Source organism: Nostoc sp., from assembly GCF_036917515.1.
Taxonomy (GTDB): Bacteria; Cyanobacteriota; Cyanobacteriia; order Cyanobacteriales; family Nostocaceae; genus Nostoc.
The window spans coordinates 1-19,374 of record NZ_JBALDE010000118.1 but is presented as its reverse complement, the minus strand read 5'-3'; the positions used below and the strand labels follow the sequence as shown (position 1 = coordinate 19,374).

General features: G+C 39.6%; 19 protein-coding genes and 3 pseudogenes. 10 read left to right on the top strand and 12 right to left on the bottom strand.

Annotation, left to right across the window (positions count from 1 at the left end):
* Nucleotides 1-19 precede the first annotated feature (19 nt).
* From V7K89_RS15585 to V7K89_RS15570, 4 genes are all read right to left on the bottom strand, one after another.
* Nucleotides 20-424 (bottom strand): hypothetical protein, encoded by a 405-nt coding sequence (locus tag V7K89_RS15585; protein ID WP_335188552.1) that lies wholly within the window; start codon nt 422-424, stop codon nt 20-22.
* Between the two features lie 10 nt (nt 425-434).
* Entirely contained in the window at nt 435-899 is a 465-nt protein-coding gene (locus tag V7K89_RS15580; protein WP_335188550.1) for a Panacea domain-containing protein, read from the bottom strand.
* 99 nt (nt 900-998) lie between these two features.
* Nucleotides 999-2,045, bottom strand: coding sequence for a DUF1611 domain-containing protein (locus V7K89_RS15575; RefSeq protein ID WP_335188548.1), 1,047 nt, complete (start codon nt 2,043-2,045; stop codon nt 999-1,001).
* On the bottom strand, nt 2,029-3,081 hold the full coding sequence (locus tag V7K89_RS15570; RefSeq protein ID WP_335188546.1) for a dipeptide epimerase: 1,053 nt from the start codon (nt 3,079-3,081) through the stop codon (nt 2,029-2,031). The genes V7K89_RS15575 and V7K89_RS15570 overlap by 17 nt, the downstream gene beginning before the upstream one ends.
* Before the next feature lie 131 nt (nt 3,082-3,212).
* Between V7K89_RS15570 and V7K89_RS15565 the strand changes: the two genes are divergently transcribed.
* Nucleotides 3,213-3,761 (top strand): NUDIX hydrolase, encoded by a 549-nt coding sequence (locus tag V7K89_RS15565; RefSeq protein ID WP_335188544.1) that lies wholly within the window; start codon nt 3,213-3,215, stop codon nt 3,759-3,761.
* On the opposite strand, the gene V7K89_RS15560 is transcribed toward V7K89_RS15565, so the two are convergent.
* Nucleotides 3,758-3,910, bottom strand: a complete 153-nt coding sequence (locus V7K89_RS15560) for a hypothetical protein (RefSeq protein ID WP_335188542.1) — start codon at nt 3,908-3,910, stop codon at nt 3,758-3,760. The two genes, V7K89_RS15565 and V7K89_RS15560, sit on opposite strands and share 4 nt — an antisense overlap.
* 290 nt (nt 3,911-4,200) lie before the next feature.
* On the opposite strand from V7K89_RS15560, the pseudogene V7K89_RS15555 reads away from it, so the two are divergent.
* Nucleotides 4,201-4,600: pseudogene (locus V7K89_RS15555) on the top strand (Clp protease N-terminal domain-containing protein); the annotation flags it as partial.
* A 542-nt stretch (nt 4,601-5,142) separates the two neighbouring features.
* On the opposite strand, the pseudogene V7K89_RS15550 reads toward V7K89_RS15555, so the two are convergent.
* Nucleotides 5,143-5,235, bottom strand: a pseudogene (locus tag V7K89_RS15550) (nucleoside hydrolase); the annotation flags it as partial.
* Between the two features lie 14 nt (nt 5,236-5,249).
* On the opposite strand from V7K89_RS15550, the gene V7K89_RS15545 reads away from it, so the two are divergent.
* Both V7K89_RS15545 and V7K89_RS15540 read left to right on the top strand, forming a co-directional pair.
* On the top strand, nt 5,250-5,681 hold the full coding sequence (locus V7K89_RS15545; protein WP_335188540.1) for a nucleoside deaminase: 432 nt from the start codon (nt 5,250-5,252) through the stop codon (nt 5,679-5,681).
* Between the two features lie 411 nt (nt 5,682-6,092).
* On the top strand, nt 6,093-7,763 hold the full coding sequence (locus tag V7K89_RS15540) for an alpha-amylase family glycosyl hydrolase (RefSeq protein WP_335188538.1): 1,671 nt from the start codon (nt 6,093-6,095) through the stop codon (nt 7,761-7,763).
* Here V7K89_RS15540 and V7K89_RS15535 read toward each other — a convergent pair.
* Nucleotides 7,755-7,976, bottom strand: coding sequence for a hypothetical protein (locus tag V7K89_RS15535; RefSeq protein ID WP_335188536.1), 222 nt, complete (start codon nt 7,974-7,976; stop codon nt 7,755-7,757). The two genes, V7K89_RS15540 and V7K89_RS15535, sit on opposite strands and share 9 nt — an antisense overlap.
* Nucleotides 7,977-8,062: 86 nt before the next feature.
* Here V7K89_RS15535 and V7K89_RS15530 point away from each other — a divergent pair, with 86 nt between their 5' ends.
* The 3 genes from V7K89_RS15530 (at nt 8,063) to V7K89_RS15520 (ending at nt 10,294) form a co-directional block, all read left to right on the top strand.
* Nucleotides 8,063-8,551 (top strand): anthrone oxygenase family protein, encoded by a 489-nt coding sequence (locus V7K89_RS15530; RefSeq protein ID WP_335188534.1) that lies wholly within the window; start codon nt 8,063-8,065, stop codon nt 8,549-8,551.
* Nucleotides 8,552-8,598: 47 nt separating this feature from the next.
* Complete coding sequence (locus tag V7K89_RS15525; RefSeq protein ID WP_335188532.1) at nt 8,599-9,222, top strand: class I SAM-dependent methyltransferase; 624 nt, start codon at nt 8,599-8,601, stop codon at nt 9,220-9,222.
* A gap of 178 nt (nt 9,223-9,400) precedes the next feature.
* On the top strand, nt 9,401-10,294 hold the full coding sequence (locus V7K89_RS15520) for a lysophospholipid acyltransferase family protein (RefSeq protein WP_335188530.1): 894 nt from the start codon (nt 9,401-9,403) through the stop codon (nt 10,292-10,294).
* A gap of 10 nt (nt 10,295-10,304) precedes the next feature.
* Here the strand turns inward: V7K89_RS15520 and V7K89_RS15515 are convergent, their stop codons facing one another.
* The gene (locus V7K89_RS15515) at nt 10,305-11,270 is read right to left on the bottom strand and encodes an SGNH/GDSL hydrolase family protein (protein WP_335188528.1); all 966 of its coding nucleotides are present in this window, start codon (nt 11,268-11,270) and stop codon (nt 10,305-10,307) included.
* A gap of 267 nt (nt 11,271-11,537) precedes the next feature.
* Here V7K89_RS15515 and V7K89_RS15510 point away from each other — a divergent pair, with 267 nt between their 5' ends.
* From V7K89_RS15510 to V7K89_RS15500, 3 genes are all read left to right on the top strand, one after another.
* Entirely contained in the window at nt 11,538-11,678 is a 141-nt protein-coding gene (locus tag V7K89_RS15510) for a hypothetical protein (protein ID WP_190240958.1), read from the top strand.
* Nucleotides 11,679-12,163: 485 nt separating this feature from the next.
* Nucleotides 12,164-15,058 (top strand): glycerol-3-phosphate acyltransferase, encoded by a 2,895-nt coding sequence (locus tag V7K89_RS15505; protein WP_335188526.1) that lies wholly within the window; start codon nt 12,164-12,166, stop codon nt 15,056-15,058.
* Nucleotides 15,055-15,402 (top strand): cupin domain-containing protein, encoded by a 348-nt coding sequence (locus V7K89_RS15500; RefSeq protein ID WP_334719634.1) that lies wholly within the window; start codon nt 15,055-15,057, stop codon nt 15,400-15,402. The genes V7K89_RS15505 and V7K89_RS15500 overlap by 4 nt, the downstream gene beginning before the upstream one ends.
* Nucleotides 15,403-15,500: 98 nt before the next feature.
* Here V7K89_RS15500 and V7K89_RS15495 read toward each other — a convergent pair whose 3' ends face one another.
* From V7K89_RS15495 to V7K89_RS35920, 4 genes and pseudogenes are all read right to left on the bottom strand, one after another.
* Nucleotides 15,501-15,857, bottom strand: a complete 357-nt coding sequence (locus V7K89_RS15495; protein ID WP_229465736.1) for a hypothetical protein — start codon at nt 15,855-15,857, stop codon at nt 15,501-15,503.
* Nucleotides 15,858-16,830: 973 nt separating this feature from the next.
* Nucleotides 16,831-17,880 carry a glycosyltransferase family 2 protein gene (locus V7K89_RS15490; RefSeq protein WP_335188524.1) on the bottom strand — a complete coding sequence of 350 codons (1,050 nt, stop codon included), beginning with the start codon at nt 17,878-17,880 and terminating at the stop codon, nt 16,831-16,833.
* 492 nt (nt 17,881-18,372) lie between these two features.
* Nucleotides 18,373-18,685, bottom strand: a pseudogene (locus tag V7K89_RS15485) (ISKra4 family transposase); the annotation flags it as partial.
* 253 nt (nt 18,686-18,938) lie between these two features.
* A complete protein-coding gene (locus V7K89_RS35920; RefSeq protein ID WP_442941676.1) occupies nt 18,939-19,211 on the bottom strand; it encodes a hypothetical protein in 273 nt (90 codons plus the stop codon).
* Between the last annotated feature and the right edge of the window lie 163 nt (nt 19,212-19,374).

Here is a 19,374-nt window from a genome sequence, read left to right as displayed (position 1 = left end):
TCTACCTGGGTCAATCATTTTAAGAATAAAGTTTATGGTCTGGGTCTAACCAAACAATGTAAAATACATTTTCGATGAAGAATCCATGAACTCTACCATGTTCGTTAGATGAAAGCTGAAACTGGTATGGCGTATCGACTAACTGCTCTTCGTTAGGAAGATCAAAACAAGGTTCACTAGTCTGATTCCAGTCTATTGGATGGCATCGCAGACTTTTGGCATTTGTAACGCTAATCTCATTGACTGTCATAGTTGAGAGATCGCGTAGTCTCTGGATGAATGCCTCTAAATATCGTGCATCCTTATTGCTAATCGAAAACTTATTATTGCTGTCCTGAAAATATCTGTAGGAAAAACTTACTCCTCTTGGAGGCTCTACTTTTGTAGATTTTATTCTAGAAGATGGAGCCTGCTGTGGCTCCATCTTGTTAATCCTATTCTTCTTCGGCTTCGGCACGAGTCTTGTAATAGTCTCTCATCGATTCTTTAGAAAGAATCGCATTAGAGGATGTATCCAAGGAAAGGTTTCCTCTTGCTTTAATCCAAGGGTCTTCGTGATGAGTCATTTGCTCTAGTTCAAAAGCATCACATCCAAAATAAGCTTCTGTCAATTCTTCTAGAAAATCTCGAATTTCCTGAGAAAAATGTTGGGGTTCCGCATTTTTTAAGATAGGCTTCCACCCAAAGCTTTTGTATTCTTGATATAAACCAGGAATAACAGGCCCATGAATCCATGCTTCAAAATCTTCATCAAATAAAGACTGCCCATAAATTCCTAGATGCCAAGCCTGAGCATAATAAACCAATTTTTGCAGTTTCAGATTGCTCAAGTATGAGCCAGTTTCGTTAGCTAGCCAGATGAAGTAATCAGCGATCGCTGCTGCTGTTGTATGAGCCACAATTGACCTCCTCTGCTTGCCAAAAATTCTTATTAATGAACATTTGAGTGTTCATTCAATATAATATTATTGTACTACATATTGTTCCTACCCTAGAATCTAATTATTCATCACCGCATTCAAAAGCACATTGGCATCAAAGCGGACTACATCGGTGCAAGGTAGCCCCGTTTCTGCTATTGTTTGGGCGATGCTTTCTTGAGCCGCAGACTCATCTAAGTGGGCTGTGTTCAGTGCTATACCAACTACAGAAACACTTCCAAAAGCACCACCAGCATTAGCAACAGTTTCATAAAGCCGAATCACCTCAGGTAAAGGTGGAATTATTACATGGGGATGATTACGTACATGAACTTGTCCCGCCCGATGTACTAATATCAGTTGGGTTGGTTGCGAACCACGGATTAGGGGTAGAGTTGCCGTTGAACCAGGGTGTAGCAGCGAACCTTGTCCTTCAATGTGCAAGATGTCATTGTTTTTGCCATAGCGCATGACTATTTGTTCCACAGCACCGGCAGCAAAGTCTACCCGCACTGCATCTAAAGCCACGCCGTCTCCTTCTAACATCACCCCAGTTTGTCCTGTAGCCAGGAATTTAGAACGCCAGCCCCGCAATTTTGACGCCCAATGTAACTCTAGACTAGTTGACATTTTACCGATCGCCATATCGGTTCCCACTGTCAATACCCGCCGACACGGAAGGGTGCGTGCCATTCCACTAGCAACATTAATATTAGACGGCTCTTTTCGTACATCCCAAATTAGTTGTCCTGGTTTGAGCAGTGCATTTAATTCTGGGATACTTGCCATTGGTGTATGTAAACCATTCACCAGCGACATTCCCGCTTCTAAAGCGTCTTTAATTTCCAGCCAGTAATCATCTGGTACAGCACCACCTCCTGGGGCAATGCCAATTACCAAAATTTCCGGTTTATACTCCAAGGCTGCGGCTACCGATGCCACAATCGGCACATCACGCTTGATACCTGTTAATTCTGGTAGGGATTTACCAGCACACTCACGATCAATTACGGCTACTATTGGGGCTTCACTGTAACGTAAAATTGCTAGCCCTGTTTTGCCGTGAGTCCCAATAGTCCCTTCATGCAGCAAGATAGCTACTCGTTGATTAAGTGGTAGACGCACTGTGTTGTACTCCCAAACCTGGTAAATCGTTTGGCAAAACTTTTCCTTGTTTTAGCAATGCACCTGTAAAAGGGTCATCAATTAAGTTAAGGTGACTGTCTAAATCTAAATAATCAGCTAGTGGCGCTAGCTGTAATGCTGCTGTATTAGCTAGCGAACTGTCAGAATAGCAACCGAACATTACTTGTAACCGATATGCTCGTGCTGTATGTACCATTCGCATTGCCTCTGTTAGCCCCCCTGATTTCATTAGTTTGATATTAATGCCATCTACGTAATTTGCCAAATCAGGAATATCGGCGCTGGTAAAACAACTTTCATCCACAAAGATCGGCAGGGGAGAGTGTTGTTTGAGTTTTGCTAAACTTTTTTCTTCTCCCCGTGGCAATGGCTGTTCTACATACTTTATACCTAAATCAGCTAGCCAATTACACATTGCGATCGCATCTTCTAAACTCCAACCCCCGTTGGCATCAACAAAAAATTCTTGTAATGGTGCTTCTTCTCGCACCGCTAAGAGCATTTTTTTATCTGCATCTATGCCATCTGGATTACCTAGTTTTACCTTAAAAAGGCGGACATCTGTAAATTGTAACCAGTCTCGAGCCCTCGCCCTAGCGCCTTCAGGTGAATTAATCCCAATTGTGACTGAAGTCGGGACTATTTGATTGCGATCAAGTCCCCAAATTTGCCACAAGGGTAAACCTACGCGCTTACCCAACCAGTCGTGCATTGCCATATCCAAGGCAGCTTTTGCAGCAGAAGGAACCTGATTTTGTGTTAAAACTTGCTCAATTTCCTGACGTTGTAAGGGGCTGAATGTTTGTAACAGTGGCACAACTTGCTCTAAAGCATCTTTAATTGCATCAGTTGATTGCCGATGATTACCCACACCAAAAGGTGATGCTTCCCCCCAGCCTTCGATATCATCCTGTGAAATCCTCACCCATAGATTCGTTGTCTGTGCCGTTGTACCTCGACTAATAGTCAACGGAAATCTTTTATTTACAGAAAATAAATTTACATTTATTTGCATACTTTTTTTACATATTATGTTATGGCAAAAGCCAGTGTAAGTTCAAAATTTAAATTATCGAATGCATCTGTTATACTTTTTTACATTCATTGCAAAGTTTTTATACATACATTTTATTTGTTACTTAGCTTATGAACAACTTCAAGAAATGGAAGATTTTAAAATCAAAAATGGTTTTAGATAATCCTTGGTGTCAGGTGAGGCAAGATGAAATAGAATTACCGAATGGGAAAATTATAGATGATTATTTTGTCAATATTAGGCCTGACGTTGCAATGATTTTACCTATCACCAGTAATAGAGAAATTATTTTTGTGCGGCAATACAGACACGCCGTAGGTGAATTTTTCTTAGAACTGCCAGCAGGGAATTTCGATCCTACAAAAGAGAGTGCAGAGGTAGCGGCAATTAGAGAACTAAGAGAAGAGACTGGTTATATTCCCCAAAAATTTAGAAAAATCGGAACTTTATACGATAAACCGAGTAAAGATACCAACCAAATACATTTATTTTTAGCAGAAAATGTGAGCAAGGTTGGAGAGCAACAACTAGATATTACAGAAGAGATTGAAGTTGTATTTATTCCTATAGAATCAATTTTAGATAAAATTCTTCAGGGAAAAATTTCTGTTGCAGGAACAATAGCGGCTCTCTTATTAGGTTTAAATTTTCTCATTTAATTAATGATTAATGTAGCTGTTTTGTTTCGTAAAAATAATGCTTGAGGTGAATTGCATCCTGAAGTTGTCACAGTAAATTTTTCGGGTGCTTTGTAGAGAATGATATTCAGATAGTTTATGTGTAGCATTCCGAGCCAGTTGATATTCATAATTTTTTTGAATATCAGCAAGAAATAGATGAATCCGATTTGATTTTTGAAAAAGACAACGAGATTATACGGAGAGGTATATCTATCTAATAACAAACAATGAGAAAGTCGAGCGCAATTCAAAAAAGAGTGCCTTGATGTGATCGCAGATATTTAGAATACACAAACTAGAAGTTGAAATAGCTCAAATAATAAAAAAAGACTTACATTTAACCAATTTAAATTTACAGAATTATCATGAAAATTCTGAGATTAATGATTTGATTGTTGTTGAATTACCAGAGAGAATTATGTTTGAGAGGTTTACAGAAAAAAGTATTAAAGTGATAATGCTAGCCCAGGAAGAATCACGTCGTCTTGGTCATAATATTATAGGAACAGAACAACTGTTACTCGGATTAATTGGTGAAGGAACTAGTATTGCTTCTCAGGTCTTAAAATCAATGGATGTTAATCTCAAAGACGCTCGGATAGAAGTTGAAAAAATTATTGGCAGAGGTTTAGGGTTTATTGCTATAGAAATTCCTTTTAGCACCCGTGCCAAAAGAGTTTTAGAGTTTAGTTTGGAAGAATCATATCAACAAGGACACGATTACATCGGTACAGAACATATACTGTTAGGTTTAATTCGAGAAAGTGAATGTATAGCTGTTAGAGTTTTGTCGGTATTAGGTGTTGATTTAGCACAGCTTCGCAATCGAATTTTCCAACAAATAAATGAGGGAACATTTGAGTCGATTGAAGTTGATGATGTAGGAATGGAAGTAACTGTAGTTATCACATCAAAAAGAGTTGAGCAAAACTTTGATAGACTCACTACTATTTTGGCAGAGGCTAAAGTATTAATTCAAGAAATTGAAGAGTTGATTCAAGGCAGAACATCCGCCTCTAGTGAAGATATTGACAATGTAATTAATCAGTTACAAAGCTCCAATCAAAATAATCAATTAGGAATCAAAGAATTATTGATTGAACTCAAAGCTGTAATTGATGCTGATTTATCATTAACAATTGATGATAAAAATGAAGCATTAGAGCAAGTGCTAGTTTTAGCAGCAGCTGGACAACAGCCTACAAAAGAAAAAATGCGAAAATTTGCCAGGACAGCACTCAAAATTATAAAAGCAACAGTTGCTGAATTAGATAGTAGAAATAATTTAGTTGAGGTTTGCAACCGAATATTACCAACCATATCTCATTTTTTTGCCTGAGAGAAATACTGTTTAGCTGAAAAGTTCGATATGAGCCATCGTCAATAGTAGCATAGTTGCTAAATAGTCATCTATACTGCGCTCGCGATTCATTAATACTAGTTGTTTTGTTATAAAAGGAGAATTATATGGATGAGTTTATGGAAGCTGCAATTCAAGAAGCAAAACAAGGCAGACAAGAAGGTGGAATTCCTATTGGTTCGGTTCTCGTCAAGGATGGCAAAATTCTCGGCAGAGGACACAATAAACGCGTGCAAGACGCCGATCCTGTCACCCACGCGGAAATCGATTGTCTCCGCAATGCTGGGAGAGTTGGCAGCTACAGAGGTACAACACTATATTCAACTTTAATGCCGTGTTACCTGTGCGCTGGGGCAGTAGTACAATTTGGCATTAAAAAAGTTATCGCTGGAGAATCCAGAACTTTTGCTGGTGCTAAAGAATTTATGGTATCTCACGGGGTGGAAGTAATTGATCTTAATCTTGACGAATGCGAACAAATGATGAGTGAGTTTATTGAAACTAACTCCGAACTTTGGAATGAAGATATCGGTAAATAGTCATTGGTTAGGCATTGGGCATGGGTTGTCCCCCTTGTCCCCTTGTTTCCCCTACTTTCCACCTTTCAAAGGTAGGGATTTTAAAATCAGCCAATAGAGAGAGTGATGTGATGCCAGGAAAAGCTACCGCGTTTACTGTCTTTCAATAGACATTTAATCAAAGAATGCATGGAATAGGTTTTGAGAACAAAATCTCAGAGATAATTGAGCAAAACTATCATATCATGTCCGCATAATTAGTGATGATTTAGATAGTCATTGCACCCCTAAGAATTATAACGATCGCAATATCTGTTTGAAGTCCAGAACCTTAGGAAAATATTGATAATACTTAAGAAAGAAGCTGCAAATTATTTTATATTACACAATAATTTTAGTGACTGTAACTAGCTAAAATTTAAAAGTGTGAAAATGACAAATTTAACTGAATTTACATTATTTGCTCCTCGCAACAAAGGAGCAGCTTTAATTGGGTCTTTTTCAGATTGGAAAGAAATTCCCATGTCCAAAGGTGAAGATGGGTATTTTCGCACTAAAATCGAACTGGAAGACGGCGTTTATCAATATAAATTTCGCATTCAAACCAAAAGTCCAAATTTTGCAATTGATGAATGGATAGATATTATTGATTCCAAAGCAACAGATGTTAATAAAACAGAAAAATACAGTATAGTACGCATTCAAGATGGACAACGCGTTGTTGATACTTACCTTTGGCAATATGATGAAATGCTGTTGCCTGACAGCCGGGAATTAGTCATATATGAAATGCACGTTGCCGACTTTACTAGCGATGAAGTTGACTCTAACGAGCGAGGCAAATATTTAGGGATAATTGCTAAGTTAGATTATCTTTGTGAATTGGGAATTAATGCAATTGGATTAATGCCAGTTAATGAATACCCTGGTAATTATAACTGGGGCTATAAAGTTCGCCACTTTTTTGCTACAGAATCTAGTTACGGTTCAACAGCAGATTTAAAGCGGTTAATTGACGAGTGTCATGGTAGAGGCATTCGCGTCTTTATGGATGGAATTTATAACCATACAGATGAAGAATGCCCTTTAATACTAATTGACCGAAATTACTGGTACTACGAATACAAGCATTATCCTGAAGACCCAGATAATTACTGGGGGCCAGAGTTTAATTATGATAATTACGACAAAAACTTAAATATTAAGCCTGCATGGGAATACATTGGCGATGTGGTAAAATTTTGGATTCAGGAGTATCACATTGATGGAATTCGCTTTGACACAGTGCGGCAATTGGCTAACTTTGAATTTTTCGACTGGCTGACTAAGCAAGCGAAAAACTATGCTGCACCCAAACAGTTTTACAACATTGCCGAACACATTCCCGATACAAAAACTGTAGTCAAGCCAGATGGCCCATTAGATGCTTGTTGGCATGAGAGTTTTCGCTACTTTATAATTCCATATATTTGTGGTAAATCATTTGAATTAGAACAACTCAAGCAGATTTTAGATCCCAAACAGCAGGGTTATGCGATCGCTACCAATGTAATTAATTATTTGGCAACCCACGATCGCGAACGTGTATTACGAGAATTAGGCAATTCCGGCATCTTTGGCGCACCCGCATTTGAACGAGCCAAATTAGCAGCTACTCTGTTAATAACAGCAATAGGTATACCAATGCTGTGGATGGGAGAAGAGTTTGGCGAATATCAGCAAAAAAGCGCAGATGTGACTAAACCGCAGAAGATTAATTGGTCTTTATTGTCAAGCGACCAGAATTATGATTTATTTGAGTATTATCAAAAGCTGATTGCTCTACGCCAGCAAATTCCAGCTTTGCAAAGTGACAATATTAAATTTTTCTCAGAAAATGCAGAGAATAAAGTGCTGGCTTACACCCGTTGGGATGAGCAGAATTCTCATGTCGTCGTCGTGGCAAATTTCTCCGACCAAAATCTAAATCAATATAAAATTTCAGACTTCCCAATTGCTAACTATTGGCGAGATTGGGTTAGTAATCAAGAAGTGAAATTTAAAGAGGATGGTTTAGTCACTGACTTGCCAAACTATACAGCTAAGATATTTGTTTCAGATTGACAGTAATGTAATCTGTGGGTCGTAGGTGTCAAAAGGTTGTAAATGCATTGTCGCAAGCAGTGCGATCGCTGGTAAAACAAACTGTTTGTGTCGCAACAAAGTAATAAGAGTGATTGTGGGAGCAACAGCAAATAAAATAATATCATGTCCATCGGATAAGCCCAAAACCCAGATGTAGAGACGCGATTTATCACGTCTTGAAAGACCAATCATCTACACCAATAACCCTTAACCCAAGCGTATTGTGACATAACACCATCTGCGAATAAGGCGTTGGGTAGTAATTAACAGGAGGTTTTATGGTAATTATTGACAATTTGCGCTTGACCCTTTTGACAGCACTAGGCTGTGGGCTTGTGGCTGGCGTCTTCTTTGCTTTCTCGACTTTCGTGATGAATGCCCTTGCACGACTCCAGCCAAAGGAGGGCATTATCGCCATGCAATCCATCAATATCACTGCGATCAATCCATTGTTCATGTTGGCACTCTTCGGAACAGCTGTGGCTTGCATTTTTCTAGCGGTTTCCTCAGTGTTAAAGTGGCATCAACCTAGTGCTGCCTACTTGCTTATCGGTAGCTTGCTCTATCTGATTGGCACTGTTCTAGTGACGATCGCGTTTAATGTGCCGCTGAATGATGCGTTAGCGATCGCCAAACCGGATAGCACTGAAGGCGCGAACCTATGGGCTAGATATCTTACCAACTGGACGTTCTGGAACCATGTTCGGACAATAGCGGCACTTGCGGCAGCACTCACCCTCGCATTCTGCGATCGCACGGTGAAATAGGAATGATGAATACGTATGATACCTTTTGCTTGGCAAAATGAAGCTATATGAGTATTCAAGCAGCATACGATAATTGGTCAGCCACATACGATGCTGACGAAAATCTGACACGCGATCTCGATCGAATCGTCACCAAAGAAACCTTGATGGGTTTGAGGTGTAAATCAGTCGTGGAAATTGGCTGTGGCACAGGTAAAAATACGCTTTTGCTTTCACAAATTGCTCTGAAAGTTTATGCGATCGATTTTTCAGCACAGATGATTGAAAAGGCAAAAGAGAAAGTGAGGTCAGCTAATGTGGTGTTTATTACAGAAGACATTACTAAGCAATGGACTTGTGGCAATGAATCTGCCGATTTGGTCACTTGTAATCTTGTTCTAGAACATATCGAAAACCTCAGCTTAATATTTTCAGAAGCATCTCGTGTCTTAGTCAAAGGAGGATACTTTTTCATTTGCGAGCTTCATCCATTCAAGCAATATCAAGGAACAAAAGCTAATTTTCAAAGACAGCAAGAGTTCATTAAAATTCTGGCATTTGTGCATCATCTATCAGACTTTTTTAACACAGCGAAAGTTCATGGCTTCCTACTTGAAGACTTCCAAGAGTGGTGGCACGAACAAGATAAAAATAAACCACCAAGACTTGTGTCGATCTTGTTTAGAAAGTGAAAAAAATTTGGAGCGATATCTACGACAGGCTATGCCTACCTTCACCAGATTCTACCATGTCTGCAAACCATGTCCAAGCAATGATAAACCTGAAAAAATAACAACTGTTATTGAATAATGAGTAACAGCGTTATGCAGTAGTCAAAATATACTAATGATGGAAGATGAGCGACTAATTATGGAATTTCCAAAACAGGTAGAGAAAATTTCTGTCAGCGCTGACAATTGCTTAACATCAGAATTCTCGAAAAAAATTCATCATTCATTAACACAGCGAGATGTTCAGTTTATTGAATTACTGATGCCTGTATGGTCATGGTTTTACCGTTATTACTTTCAAGTAAAAACTGATGGATGGCATCATATACCAACAACAGGGAAAGTACTACTGGTTGGCTCTCATAATGGGGGTATGGCTTCTCCAGATTTAATAATGATGATGTACGATTGGTTTTCTAGATTCGGAACCGAGCGTTTGGTGTATGGTCTAATGCACCCTTTTGCTTGGAAAGTAAGTCCAGAAATAGCAGGATTAGCTGAGAAATTCGGAGCAATTGTTGCACATCCCAAAATGGCTAGTGCGGCTTTTGATCGAGGTGCTAGCGTTCTGGTATATCCTGGAGGACAATATGATATGTTTCGTCCTCATAGCCAACGCTATAAAATTCATTTTGCCGGTCATCAGGGCTTTGTCAAACTGGCTTTAAAACAAGAAGTTCCGATTATTCCTGTAATCTCGGTAGGCGCTCATGATAGCTTGATAGTCTTATGTGATTGCTATGATTTAGTCAAACAATTGCATCAGTGGGGATTGCCGTGGTTATATCAAATAGATCCTGGTGTTTTCCCAATTTACTTAGGTTTGCCTTGGGGCTTGTCTATTGGTCCTCTGCCAAATATTCCTCTACCTGTGCAAATTCACACTCGTATCTGTCATCCAATTACTTTTGAAAGATATGGTCAAGATGCAGCTAGAGATCGTAACTATGTGAATGCTTGTTATGAAATAGTTCAAAGTCAAATGCAGGAAGAGTTAAATAATTTGGTTAGAGATACTCAGAAATCTAGCTAAAAAATGAATATTAGTGAGGAAGTGACGCCTCTTTCAGTATTTCTAAAAGCGATCGCTCTATAACTTCACTGACAAATTTATTACCTTGCAAGTTGAGGTGAATGTGATCATGAAACAAACCTTGCGGGTTGGTAGTTGAATTGAAACTCGGTAAAAAATCTATATAGTGAATTTGCTGTGCTTTGGTAAAATCGCTCAAGCGCTGACGTGCTTTTATTTCGTAATCGCGGGGGCCTGGTGCGCCAATTTCTCGTAGCAAAGGAGTCATCACTAGCAGAAATTTGCTGTTAGTTTGGCGAGTCAAGGCTTGAATTTTAGCGATCGCTTCCAAATTAATCCCCACGCGATCGCCTGGTTCATTTTGCACGGCTTGCAGTTCAGGAATTGGCTTTTGCTTAACGATATAACGCTGCCACACTTCCACTAATGCTAGGGGAGGTTTACGATCGGGATAATTGCGATCGCGTCCGACTGGCAAAGAAGTAGGAGGAGTTCCAAACAAATCATCGGTATTAATTATTAACACCACTGCTTGCGCGTTAAAATTGCCAAACTTCTCTAAATAAGCTAATTCATTCCTTGGTCCCCAAGAGTTAGCTGAAGCATTTAATACTTCTACTTCCTGGTAATTACTATTAGTGGATGATGGTAGAGAACGCATCATCAAACTAGATATTGTATTAGTCTGATCTGTCCACCAGCCACCATTAGCAATAGAATCACCTAAGAGGAGAATTCGCAGCCCAGTAGGTACAGGTAGCTTTTTTATCGGACTACCTCGCATAGAATATTCATTAATTTCAATACGATTACCAAAACGACGGGTACGTTGGTTAGGAGCCAACAAATAACCAATTTGCTCATCGCCAATATAAATCAGGGGATTACCAAAACCAAACAGCGATCGCAGTCCGATCTCGATTACCAAAAACAATCCCACAACCACCGCCAATATTATGCTCAGTGCTATTTTCACCTACTCACACCCTCTTATACTGAGTTGCTTTTCAATGATACTGGGGGGATTGGACATTGGGCATTGGGCATTGAAAAAGAAGAGGCAGGAGGCAGAAGTTCTTAATGCATGAATTTTGAATTTTGAATTGATTTGTCCCCCTTGTCCCCGTATCCCCACTCTTCACTTCTAAATTTTTAAAGTGAATTTAACATCATCCGCAAATAGAAGGACTACAATCAAGACGGACAAATATTTCATGCCCCAAAAAGAGAGGATTACAAAGCTGTGTCCGACTTAAATCGCGGAATTATGAAATTTAAGGGAGCAGATTCCCCAAAAGTAGTCACTATCTCTACCGTGTTGCTTCTGGGATCGATCGCTGCTCTCGTCATCTGGGCGCTACAAGCTGCCTATGCGCTAAACTAAAACCATTAGTAGTCTAGAAGGGCACTGGCAAAAACGGTTTCCGTCTTAGCCAAGTGTCCATTTAGCAACTAGTAATTAAAACAGTGAACAGTGAACAGTTATCACGGCGTATGGTGTGGTGTAATAGCGCACCAACGCCTACCACCAACTTTTGTGTGGTGTTTCGCCAAGGATAAATCATTCTTTACTGATAACTGATAACTGATAACTGATAACTGTTAAAGAAGAACCCAGAATCAAGAATTCAGAATTCAGAATGCTTTCCTTGGGGAATTCAAACCACTAGCTGATTGTAGACCTCTAAATCATATAATTTGGATTGTTTTAAACCCCTGTGTTCATCCCCTATCCATTATTCTGACTCCTGAATCCTGAATTCTTTTTGATAAAAGCCCTTTTATAACCATCAAAAATTTCAGCAAAACTTTAGATTTTAGATTTGAGGTTTTAGATGGAAAATTTAAATCTAAAATCCAAATTCCAAAATGTTTGAACCTTGGGGTGTTTTCGTTATTTTAATTATCTGCCCCCTTTTGGGCGGATTACCCCTGATTTCATGGATAACTTACGCCCTGAAGCGGAAGCAGTTATCACAAGTTGGTACAGGAAACATTAGTGTATCAGCTGCCTTTTATCATGGCGGTAAAATTGTCGGAATTCTGGCAGTCTTGTCAGAAGCTTTTAAAGGAATTGCGGCAGTCTTAATCACCCGCATTTTCTTCCCAGAAGGATCGTTTTGGGAATTGGTCGCCCTGATCGCTCTGGTAATCGGTAGATACTGGATGGGCAGAGGAGCAGGTACAACAAATGTTGTCTGGGGATTTGTCGTACACGATCCCCTAGTAGCGGTATTTGTATCTTTCTTTGCAGGTATTATTTTTACAATTCTGCAATCAAGAAAGTTAGTTAAATTTGGGGTTTTGCTGCTTTTTCCTTTGTTTGTGGCACTTCTGCACCTGAGCGATATTCCCAGAATATTTGCTGCTGTCGCCTTAGCAGGTTTAATGGGCTGGATTTATACCAAAATTCCTGATGATATGAAATTGCCAGCCCAAGGGGCACAAACAGAATCGCAAGCGATGTTGGAATTTCTACGCGGCGATCGCGCTATGGTTTCTCTAGATGAGGAACTGAATGCTGCCATAGTCGGAGAAAAAGCGGCGACATTATCTCAAATTAAGCGCTGGGGCTATCCAGTGCCGAAGGGATGGGTACTAGCCCCCATCGACAATCCAGAACTGTCAACAGAATTTCTCCAACCATCAGAATTATCCCCGTTGGTGGTGCGTTCCTCTGCAATTGGAGAAGATTCAGAACACGCTTCTGCTGCTGGACAGTATGAAACAGTTGTCAATGTTACTAGTCCACAGGCATTACAGTCAGCGATCGCCCAAGTTCAAGCTTCCTACAATCATCCTTATGCTGTCCAATATCGGCGCGATCGCGGCTTAAATGATACAGCAATGGCTGTGTTAATTCAACAACAAGTCCAGAGTGTATATTCTGGCGTTGCTTTCAGTCGCGATCCCATTACCCAGCAAGGCGATGCGATCGTTATTGAAGCCCTTCCAGGCAGCCCGACACAAGTTGTTTCGGGAAAAGTCACACCAGAACAATATCGCGCTTTTGTCGTTGAAACAGAAAATTCTTACTCTATACAATTAGAAGGTCAAGGACGAGTACCACAGTCATTAATTAAACAAGTTGCATACCTTGCTTACCGACTCGAAAAACGTTATCATGGCACTCCTCAAGATATTGAGTGGAGTTATGATGGTCAAACGCTTTGGGTATTGCAATCTCGACCAATCACCACTCTGTTGCCCATCTGGACACGCAAAATCGCTGCTGAAGTGATTCCCGGAGTAATTCACCCTTTAACATGGTCAATTAATCGTCCCTTAACTTGTGGAGTTTGGGGAGAATTTTTTACTTTAGTTTTAGGCGATCGCGCCTTGGGGTTAGATTTCACCAAAACAGCAACTCTGCATTATTCCAGAGCTTACTTTAATGCTTCCCTCTTAGGAGATATTTTTATCCGCATGGGATTACCGCCAGAAAGTCTGGAATTTTTAACCAGAGGAGCTAAATTAAGTAAACCGTCCTTGCAGTCAACTTGGGAAAATCTGCCAGGACTAGGGAAGTTGCTGAAGCGGGAATTAAATTTAGAAAAGGACTTTAAGCAGGATTATCACAAACGGTTGATTCCTGGGTTGTCGCAGTTGGCGCAGGAAGATATAGATAGCTTAGAACCGCCAAAGTTGTTGGCAAGAATTGATTTTATTCTGGAGTTGCTGCGTTATGGAACGTATTACAGCATTTTAGCTCCCTTGAGTGCTGCCCTAAGACAGGCGATTTTTCGGGTAAAAGATGGGCAAATCGATCATAGCGTCACCCCAGAGGTAGCGGCATTGCGATCGCTCAGTGCAATCGCTACAGATGCCAAACAGGTATTAGTTGAGTTTGAGCCACAGCAAGTATTTGAACAATTAAAGCAAACCCCCGAAGGAGAGAAGATCCTCCAAGAATTTAACGAATTGCTTCAGGATTACGGCTACTTAAGTGAAGTAGGAACCGATATCTCCGTTTCCACTTGGCGGGAAAACCCCCAAATGATTAAGCAGATGTTTGTACAGCTAATGCAGGGGAACGAACCACAAGCAGGTGCTAAAGATGCGATTAATAGTATCTTTGCCAGTAAGCGCAAACGCTCTTTTGTGCAACGGCGTGTGGATATCAAAGGACGAGTCACCGAAGTTTATTCCCGACTTTTAGCTGAATTGCGTTGGAGTTTTGTGGCTTTAGAGAAGATTTGGTTAAAGTCTGGCTTACTCAGGCAAACAGGCGATATCTTTTTTCTCAATTTTGATGAAGTGCAGCGTCTAGTTGGGGATGAAGATTCCAGCTTAATAGAGCAGTTAGATGAGTTAGTAGAATTTAGGCGATCGCAATTCCTCCAAGATAGCGAGATTATTCAAATACCTGTTTTAATCTACGGCAATACACCTCCTCACCCTTTAGCTTTCTCTGAACTCTACTCTGACCAAATTTTACAAGGTATTGGAGCCAGTCATGGGCAAGCCGAAGGTAGGGTGAAAGTGTTGCGAAATTTACAAGACGTGCCAGACATTGATCGAGATACGATTCTGGTAGTGCCTTATACAGACTCCGGCTGGGCCCCTTTGTTATTAAAGGTTGGAGGATTAATTGCTGAAGCTGGGGGAAGGCTTTCTCACGGTGCGATCATTGCTCGTGAGTATGGAATTCCCGCAGTGATGGATGTTCGAGGTGCTACATGGCTTCTGCAAGATGGTCAACGAGTCAGGATTGATGGGTCTAGGGGTATTGTGGAATTATCTAATGATTTAAGACCCGAATGATTACCACTTCCCTGAAAGACTTGCCTGAAGAGTCGGTTTCTCACAATGCCGAAATCAAGAAAAAGGTGATGTTACGCTTCGGCGATTTACCTCACCTGACTAACTTTTCTCAAGCACGTTTTGCTCCTGGACAAACCGCACCAGCACACGCGCATCAAGATATGTGCGAAGTATTCTTTGTAGAAGCTGGTTCGGGAGTAATTCATATTGATGGTACAGAATACCCCCTGCTTCCGGGAAACTGTGTAGCCATCGAACCGGGAGAAGTACACGAAGTTGTCAATAATGGCTCAACCGAACTTGTTTTGACATACTTTGGTTTGCGAGTCGAAAAATTAGCCTAATTCTTTTGAATAAAACACGCAGTCAGGGCAGAACAATGTTATGCCCTAAGAAAAGTTTGCGGAATTTGGGTTATAAACAATGATAAATTTGCAAAATCCTAATATACTAAGGGTGTCGCCCCGCGCATCTGACGTAAAGAATTTATACAAGCAGGACAATCACAGCCAAATAAATCGATTGCCACATTGCTTTCTTCATCATTGAACTCCAGCATAGGAGCATCTTCTTGAGAAAACTCTATTTCACGCTGATAGTTAGGAATTTGAGCTAATACAGAAGCCCTAGCACATACTAAACCCACTTTATGTTTATTGCGTATACAAGATAGACGATCTGTGGTTTTGGCTCCTGGTTCTGGTTCCATAGCTTGTGCGTGATTGAGCATTACTCCCATAGAGAGAATAGAGCTAATCAGCACAGGAGAAGAAAGCAAACTCAGTATGAATTTGTTCATTGGTTTTTTTTTGAAAAACAATCTTGATTGCTCAGATTATCCGATTAAATCTTACAGTGCAAGTAAATGTCTATCAGGAATAGCCCAAAATCCAGATGTAGAGATGCGATTTATCGCGTCTTGAAAGACCAAGGGACTTCCAACTAAAAAATATCCTATTGGTGTGTAGGCAGTGTTTCGACTACGCTCAACAAACAGGCAGGGAGCAAGGGGAGAAAGAAGAATATTATCTGAGTAAATTGGATAATTTATTTTCTGGAAGTCCCCAATTATTTATACCCAATAACCTTAATTGAACCGTATTGTTATATAACGTAAGTCTGTTTCTAATAACGTCAAAGCAGAAGTTGCTACAGACTACGCAAAACACGGAAACGTGAAGGCAGAAGTTGCTACAAGCTGCGCAAAACATGGAAACGTAAAGACGGAAGTTGCTACAAGCTGCGCGAAACACGGAAACGTGAAGACAGAAGTGATTACAGGGAAGACAGAAGTTGCTACAGGCTGCGCGAAACACGGAAACGTGAAGACAAAAGCTCTTACAGGGAAGACGGAAGTTGCTACAGACTGCGCGAAACACGAAAACGTGAAGACAGAAGTGATTACAGGGAATGTTTTTTTCTAAATCCTACTAACCTTTACTTCACTTGCTATATAGATTTTGACATTGTATGGGAAATACTAAAAGTTAGAGTGATGTTTAACCTTTCAGTATTTGGAGTTTAGTACAGTGACTATAAAAAGTATAAAAACACTTGTAAGATTCTTTTATCTTTGCCAAGCTTTTGATTTGTTCACTATTGGCGTTTTTGTACAGTATCTTCACTATTGTACGAAAGTATTCTATAACCTGTTGATGTTCTTATGTTCTTTGAGAGTCATGGATGTACCTGGCATTGATCGCTTTATTCTCTCTTGATAGTGTCCAATTACTCCCTTACCTCATATTTCTGTAACAATCTTTTGGTCTTACTTATTTATTATTGCTGGGAGAATGAAAACTAGAATGCAATCTTGGTTTTCTTCGTTTTATCTGGAGATTATAAGGCATTTCAAAAACTAATTCATTACCCATCACATAGTATTGAAATCGACGTTTGATAATATTGTTAAAATTAGAAATAAAATCATAAAAAAAGCCCGGATTTTTCGTGAGTTCTCTCAATGCTAATAACCAATTTCCTTGCTTGAGAGGCAATAAAACTTGATAGTAAGCAAAAGTTCTGTTGTAAACTGTAAGATTATAAGACAGAGCACGCATTAAAGCTGGATTTTTTTTCACAACTTTTTGCTGCATGAAAGAAGAAGTAGATATATAAGATTGATTTAGACGTTTTAATCGGCTTTCACGTACAAGAGAAAAAGAGCGTGAACGGTAGAAATAATAGGCTTCTGGCACTAGAAAAAAGCGAGCACCATTAATTAAGCATTTCATGTTAAGCCAAAAGTCCTCAGCTATGCTTAAGGTTTCATCGTACTCAATGCTGTGTTTAACCAAAAATTCTCGTTTGAATATAGGCTTACTTAAACCAAGATGCAGCCCTGCTTTTCCATAGACATCAGTCTCTACAAAATAAACGATATCAATTTGGATAATTTTATCTATATGTTCTCCACTTTCTTGAATCAATGTACTCCAAGGAGATGTTGCACCATCTTTGATAAAATAAACATCGTCTGCAATCATATCTGCATTTGCTTGTTCTGCCAGCAACACAAGCTTTTCTAATCTTTCATGAGCATACCAGTCATCTGAATCAAGAACAGCAATCCATTCTCCTTGAGCTGCTCTGATAGCAAGATTACGCGCAGCAGAAACCCCAAGATTTTGTGGATTAGCTATCACTTTGAGACGTTGATCGGTAAAACTCTTAGCAATTTCTACAGTTTTATCAGTTGAAGCATCATCAACAACGATAACTTCAAGCTCAGTGAGTGTTTGAGCTAAGACTGACTCTATTGCCTTCTTAATATAAACTTCAGTATTGTAAGCAGGGATAATTACAGAGACTTTAGGATTCATGAAACTAAACTCCTGACTAATAACTACATGCTTAGATTATAATGTTAAAATTCCAATGAAAATTTGTTGAAATAAGAATTCAGAAGTCAGAATCAAAACACTTACGGATTCGTTGGCGTTCGCGTTAGCGTCTCTAAAAGAAAAGCCTTTTGTAGAGAAAGAGTTTTGTTATCAATCAGGGATTTAGACCCACTACTAAATTGTTGCATCACCAAATTTTCTTGTTTTGTGAGGTTCTTAAACCTGATTATTCATCCGCCAGTCGTACAGAATTCAGAATAAATTCTGTACGACTGGCGGATGTATTCTGTTTGATAATAATTTATTTTTTAATAGCGTAATCATCAATGATTTTTACTTATTTACATCGCAGGTAGGTGAGACATATTGGGATTTTCGTTTGAATGAAGTACATACACGAGTTGTATCGTAGCACAACTGTGACTGCTGTAGTAAGAATTCAAAATTTTGACAGACTACTAGTTGCTGTTACACGCTTTTGGGAACTTCTATGACAGCCGCATACTTTACGTCTCCTGCTGCACGTTGGTATGATACTGTTCGCAAAGCGTCTTGTAGAGAAGCACTTGCTCTTAGACAATATACCTCTAAATATGGACTAAATTGGCTATGGGGTCTGACTTATAGCTTTTGTGCTTGAGAACTTGTTATTGGTAATTTCCCAATGATACTTTTTACGAATCGCTTGTGTCTGGTGTTTTTTCCTGTGACATTTTCAATAAAAAACTCCTACTTCTGGCATTACATGTTTTTGCATTTGAGAGCGTACTTTTTCTTCGATTTTTTCTTTGAAAAAGGGTATAATCTTCTGTTCAAGTAACTTACAGTAGTCTTGTATTAAACTAGCTGGAGCTATTGGAAGATTCAATACGTTGTTAAATTTGCCATGTTTCTCAGATTTTCCTGTGTGTGGATAGCCTGATGATTGATGAATTGAACAAAAAGCAATGTTGGGAACATTTTCCACGCTGCTTGTGTTCCGTTACCATGATGTACATCCTAGTCAAGAATTCCAACTCGCTTGATTTGTCCTATTCCTAGAGCGTAAAGGGCAACGTTCGCGGCATTACAGAAAATGCAAAATCCATCCCTTCATCTTTGAGTGCATGGTGTCCTGCTGGTCTGGCCAGAACAAAACTTGGTCTTTCTACTTGCAAAACAATATCAACCCCATCCAACCAAGCATTTACAGCAAGGCAGGCAACCTCAAAGCTTTGGGGAGAAATCTGTGTTGACTCAAAACAACCCCAACCTCTTGCAGAATAGGAGCGAACTTGCTCAATGTATTTGGTGGAATGAACTCGTTCAATCTCTTTGACGACATTTCTGGAAGTGGAAGGATTTAACCATTGAATTTGATCTGCTATTGTTGAGCTTCATAATATAGCGGTTCTCAGTTGGGTGCAATATAGTAACAGCAGTGGGTGAACCATCCAATAATGTCTTTTTTAGTTACCGCATTCAGAGCATTTG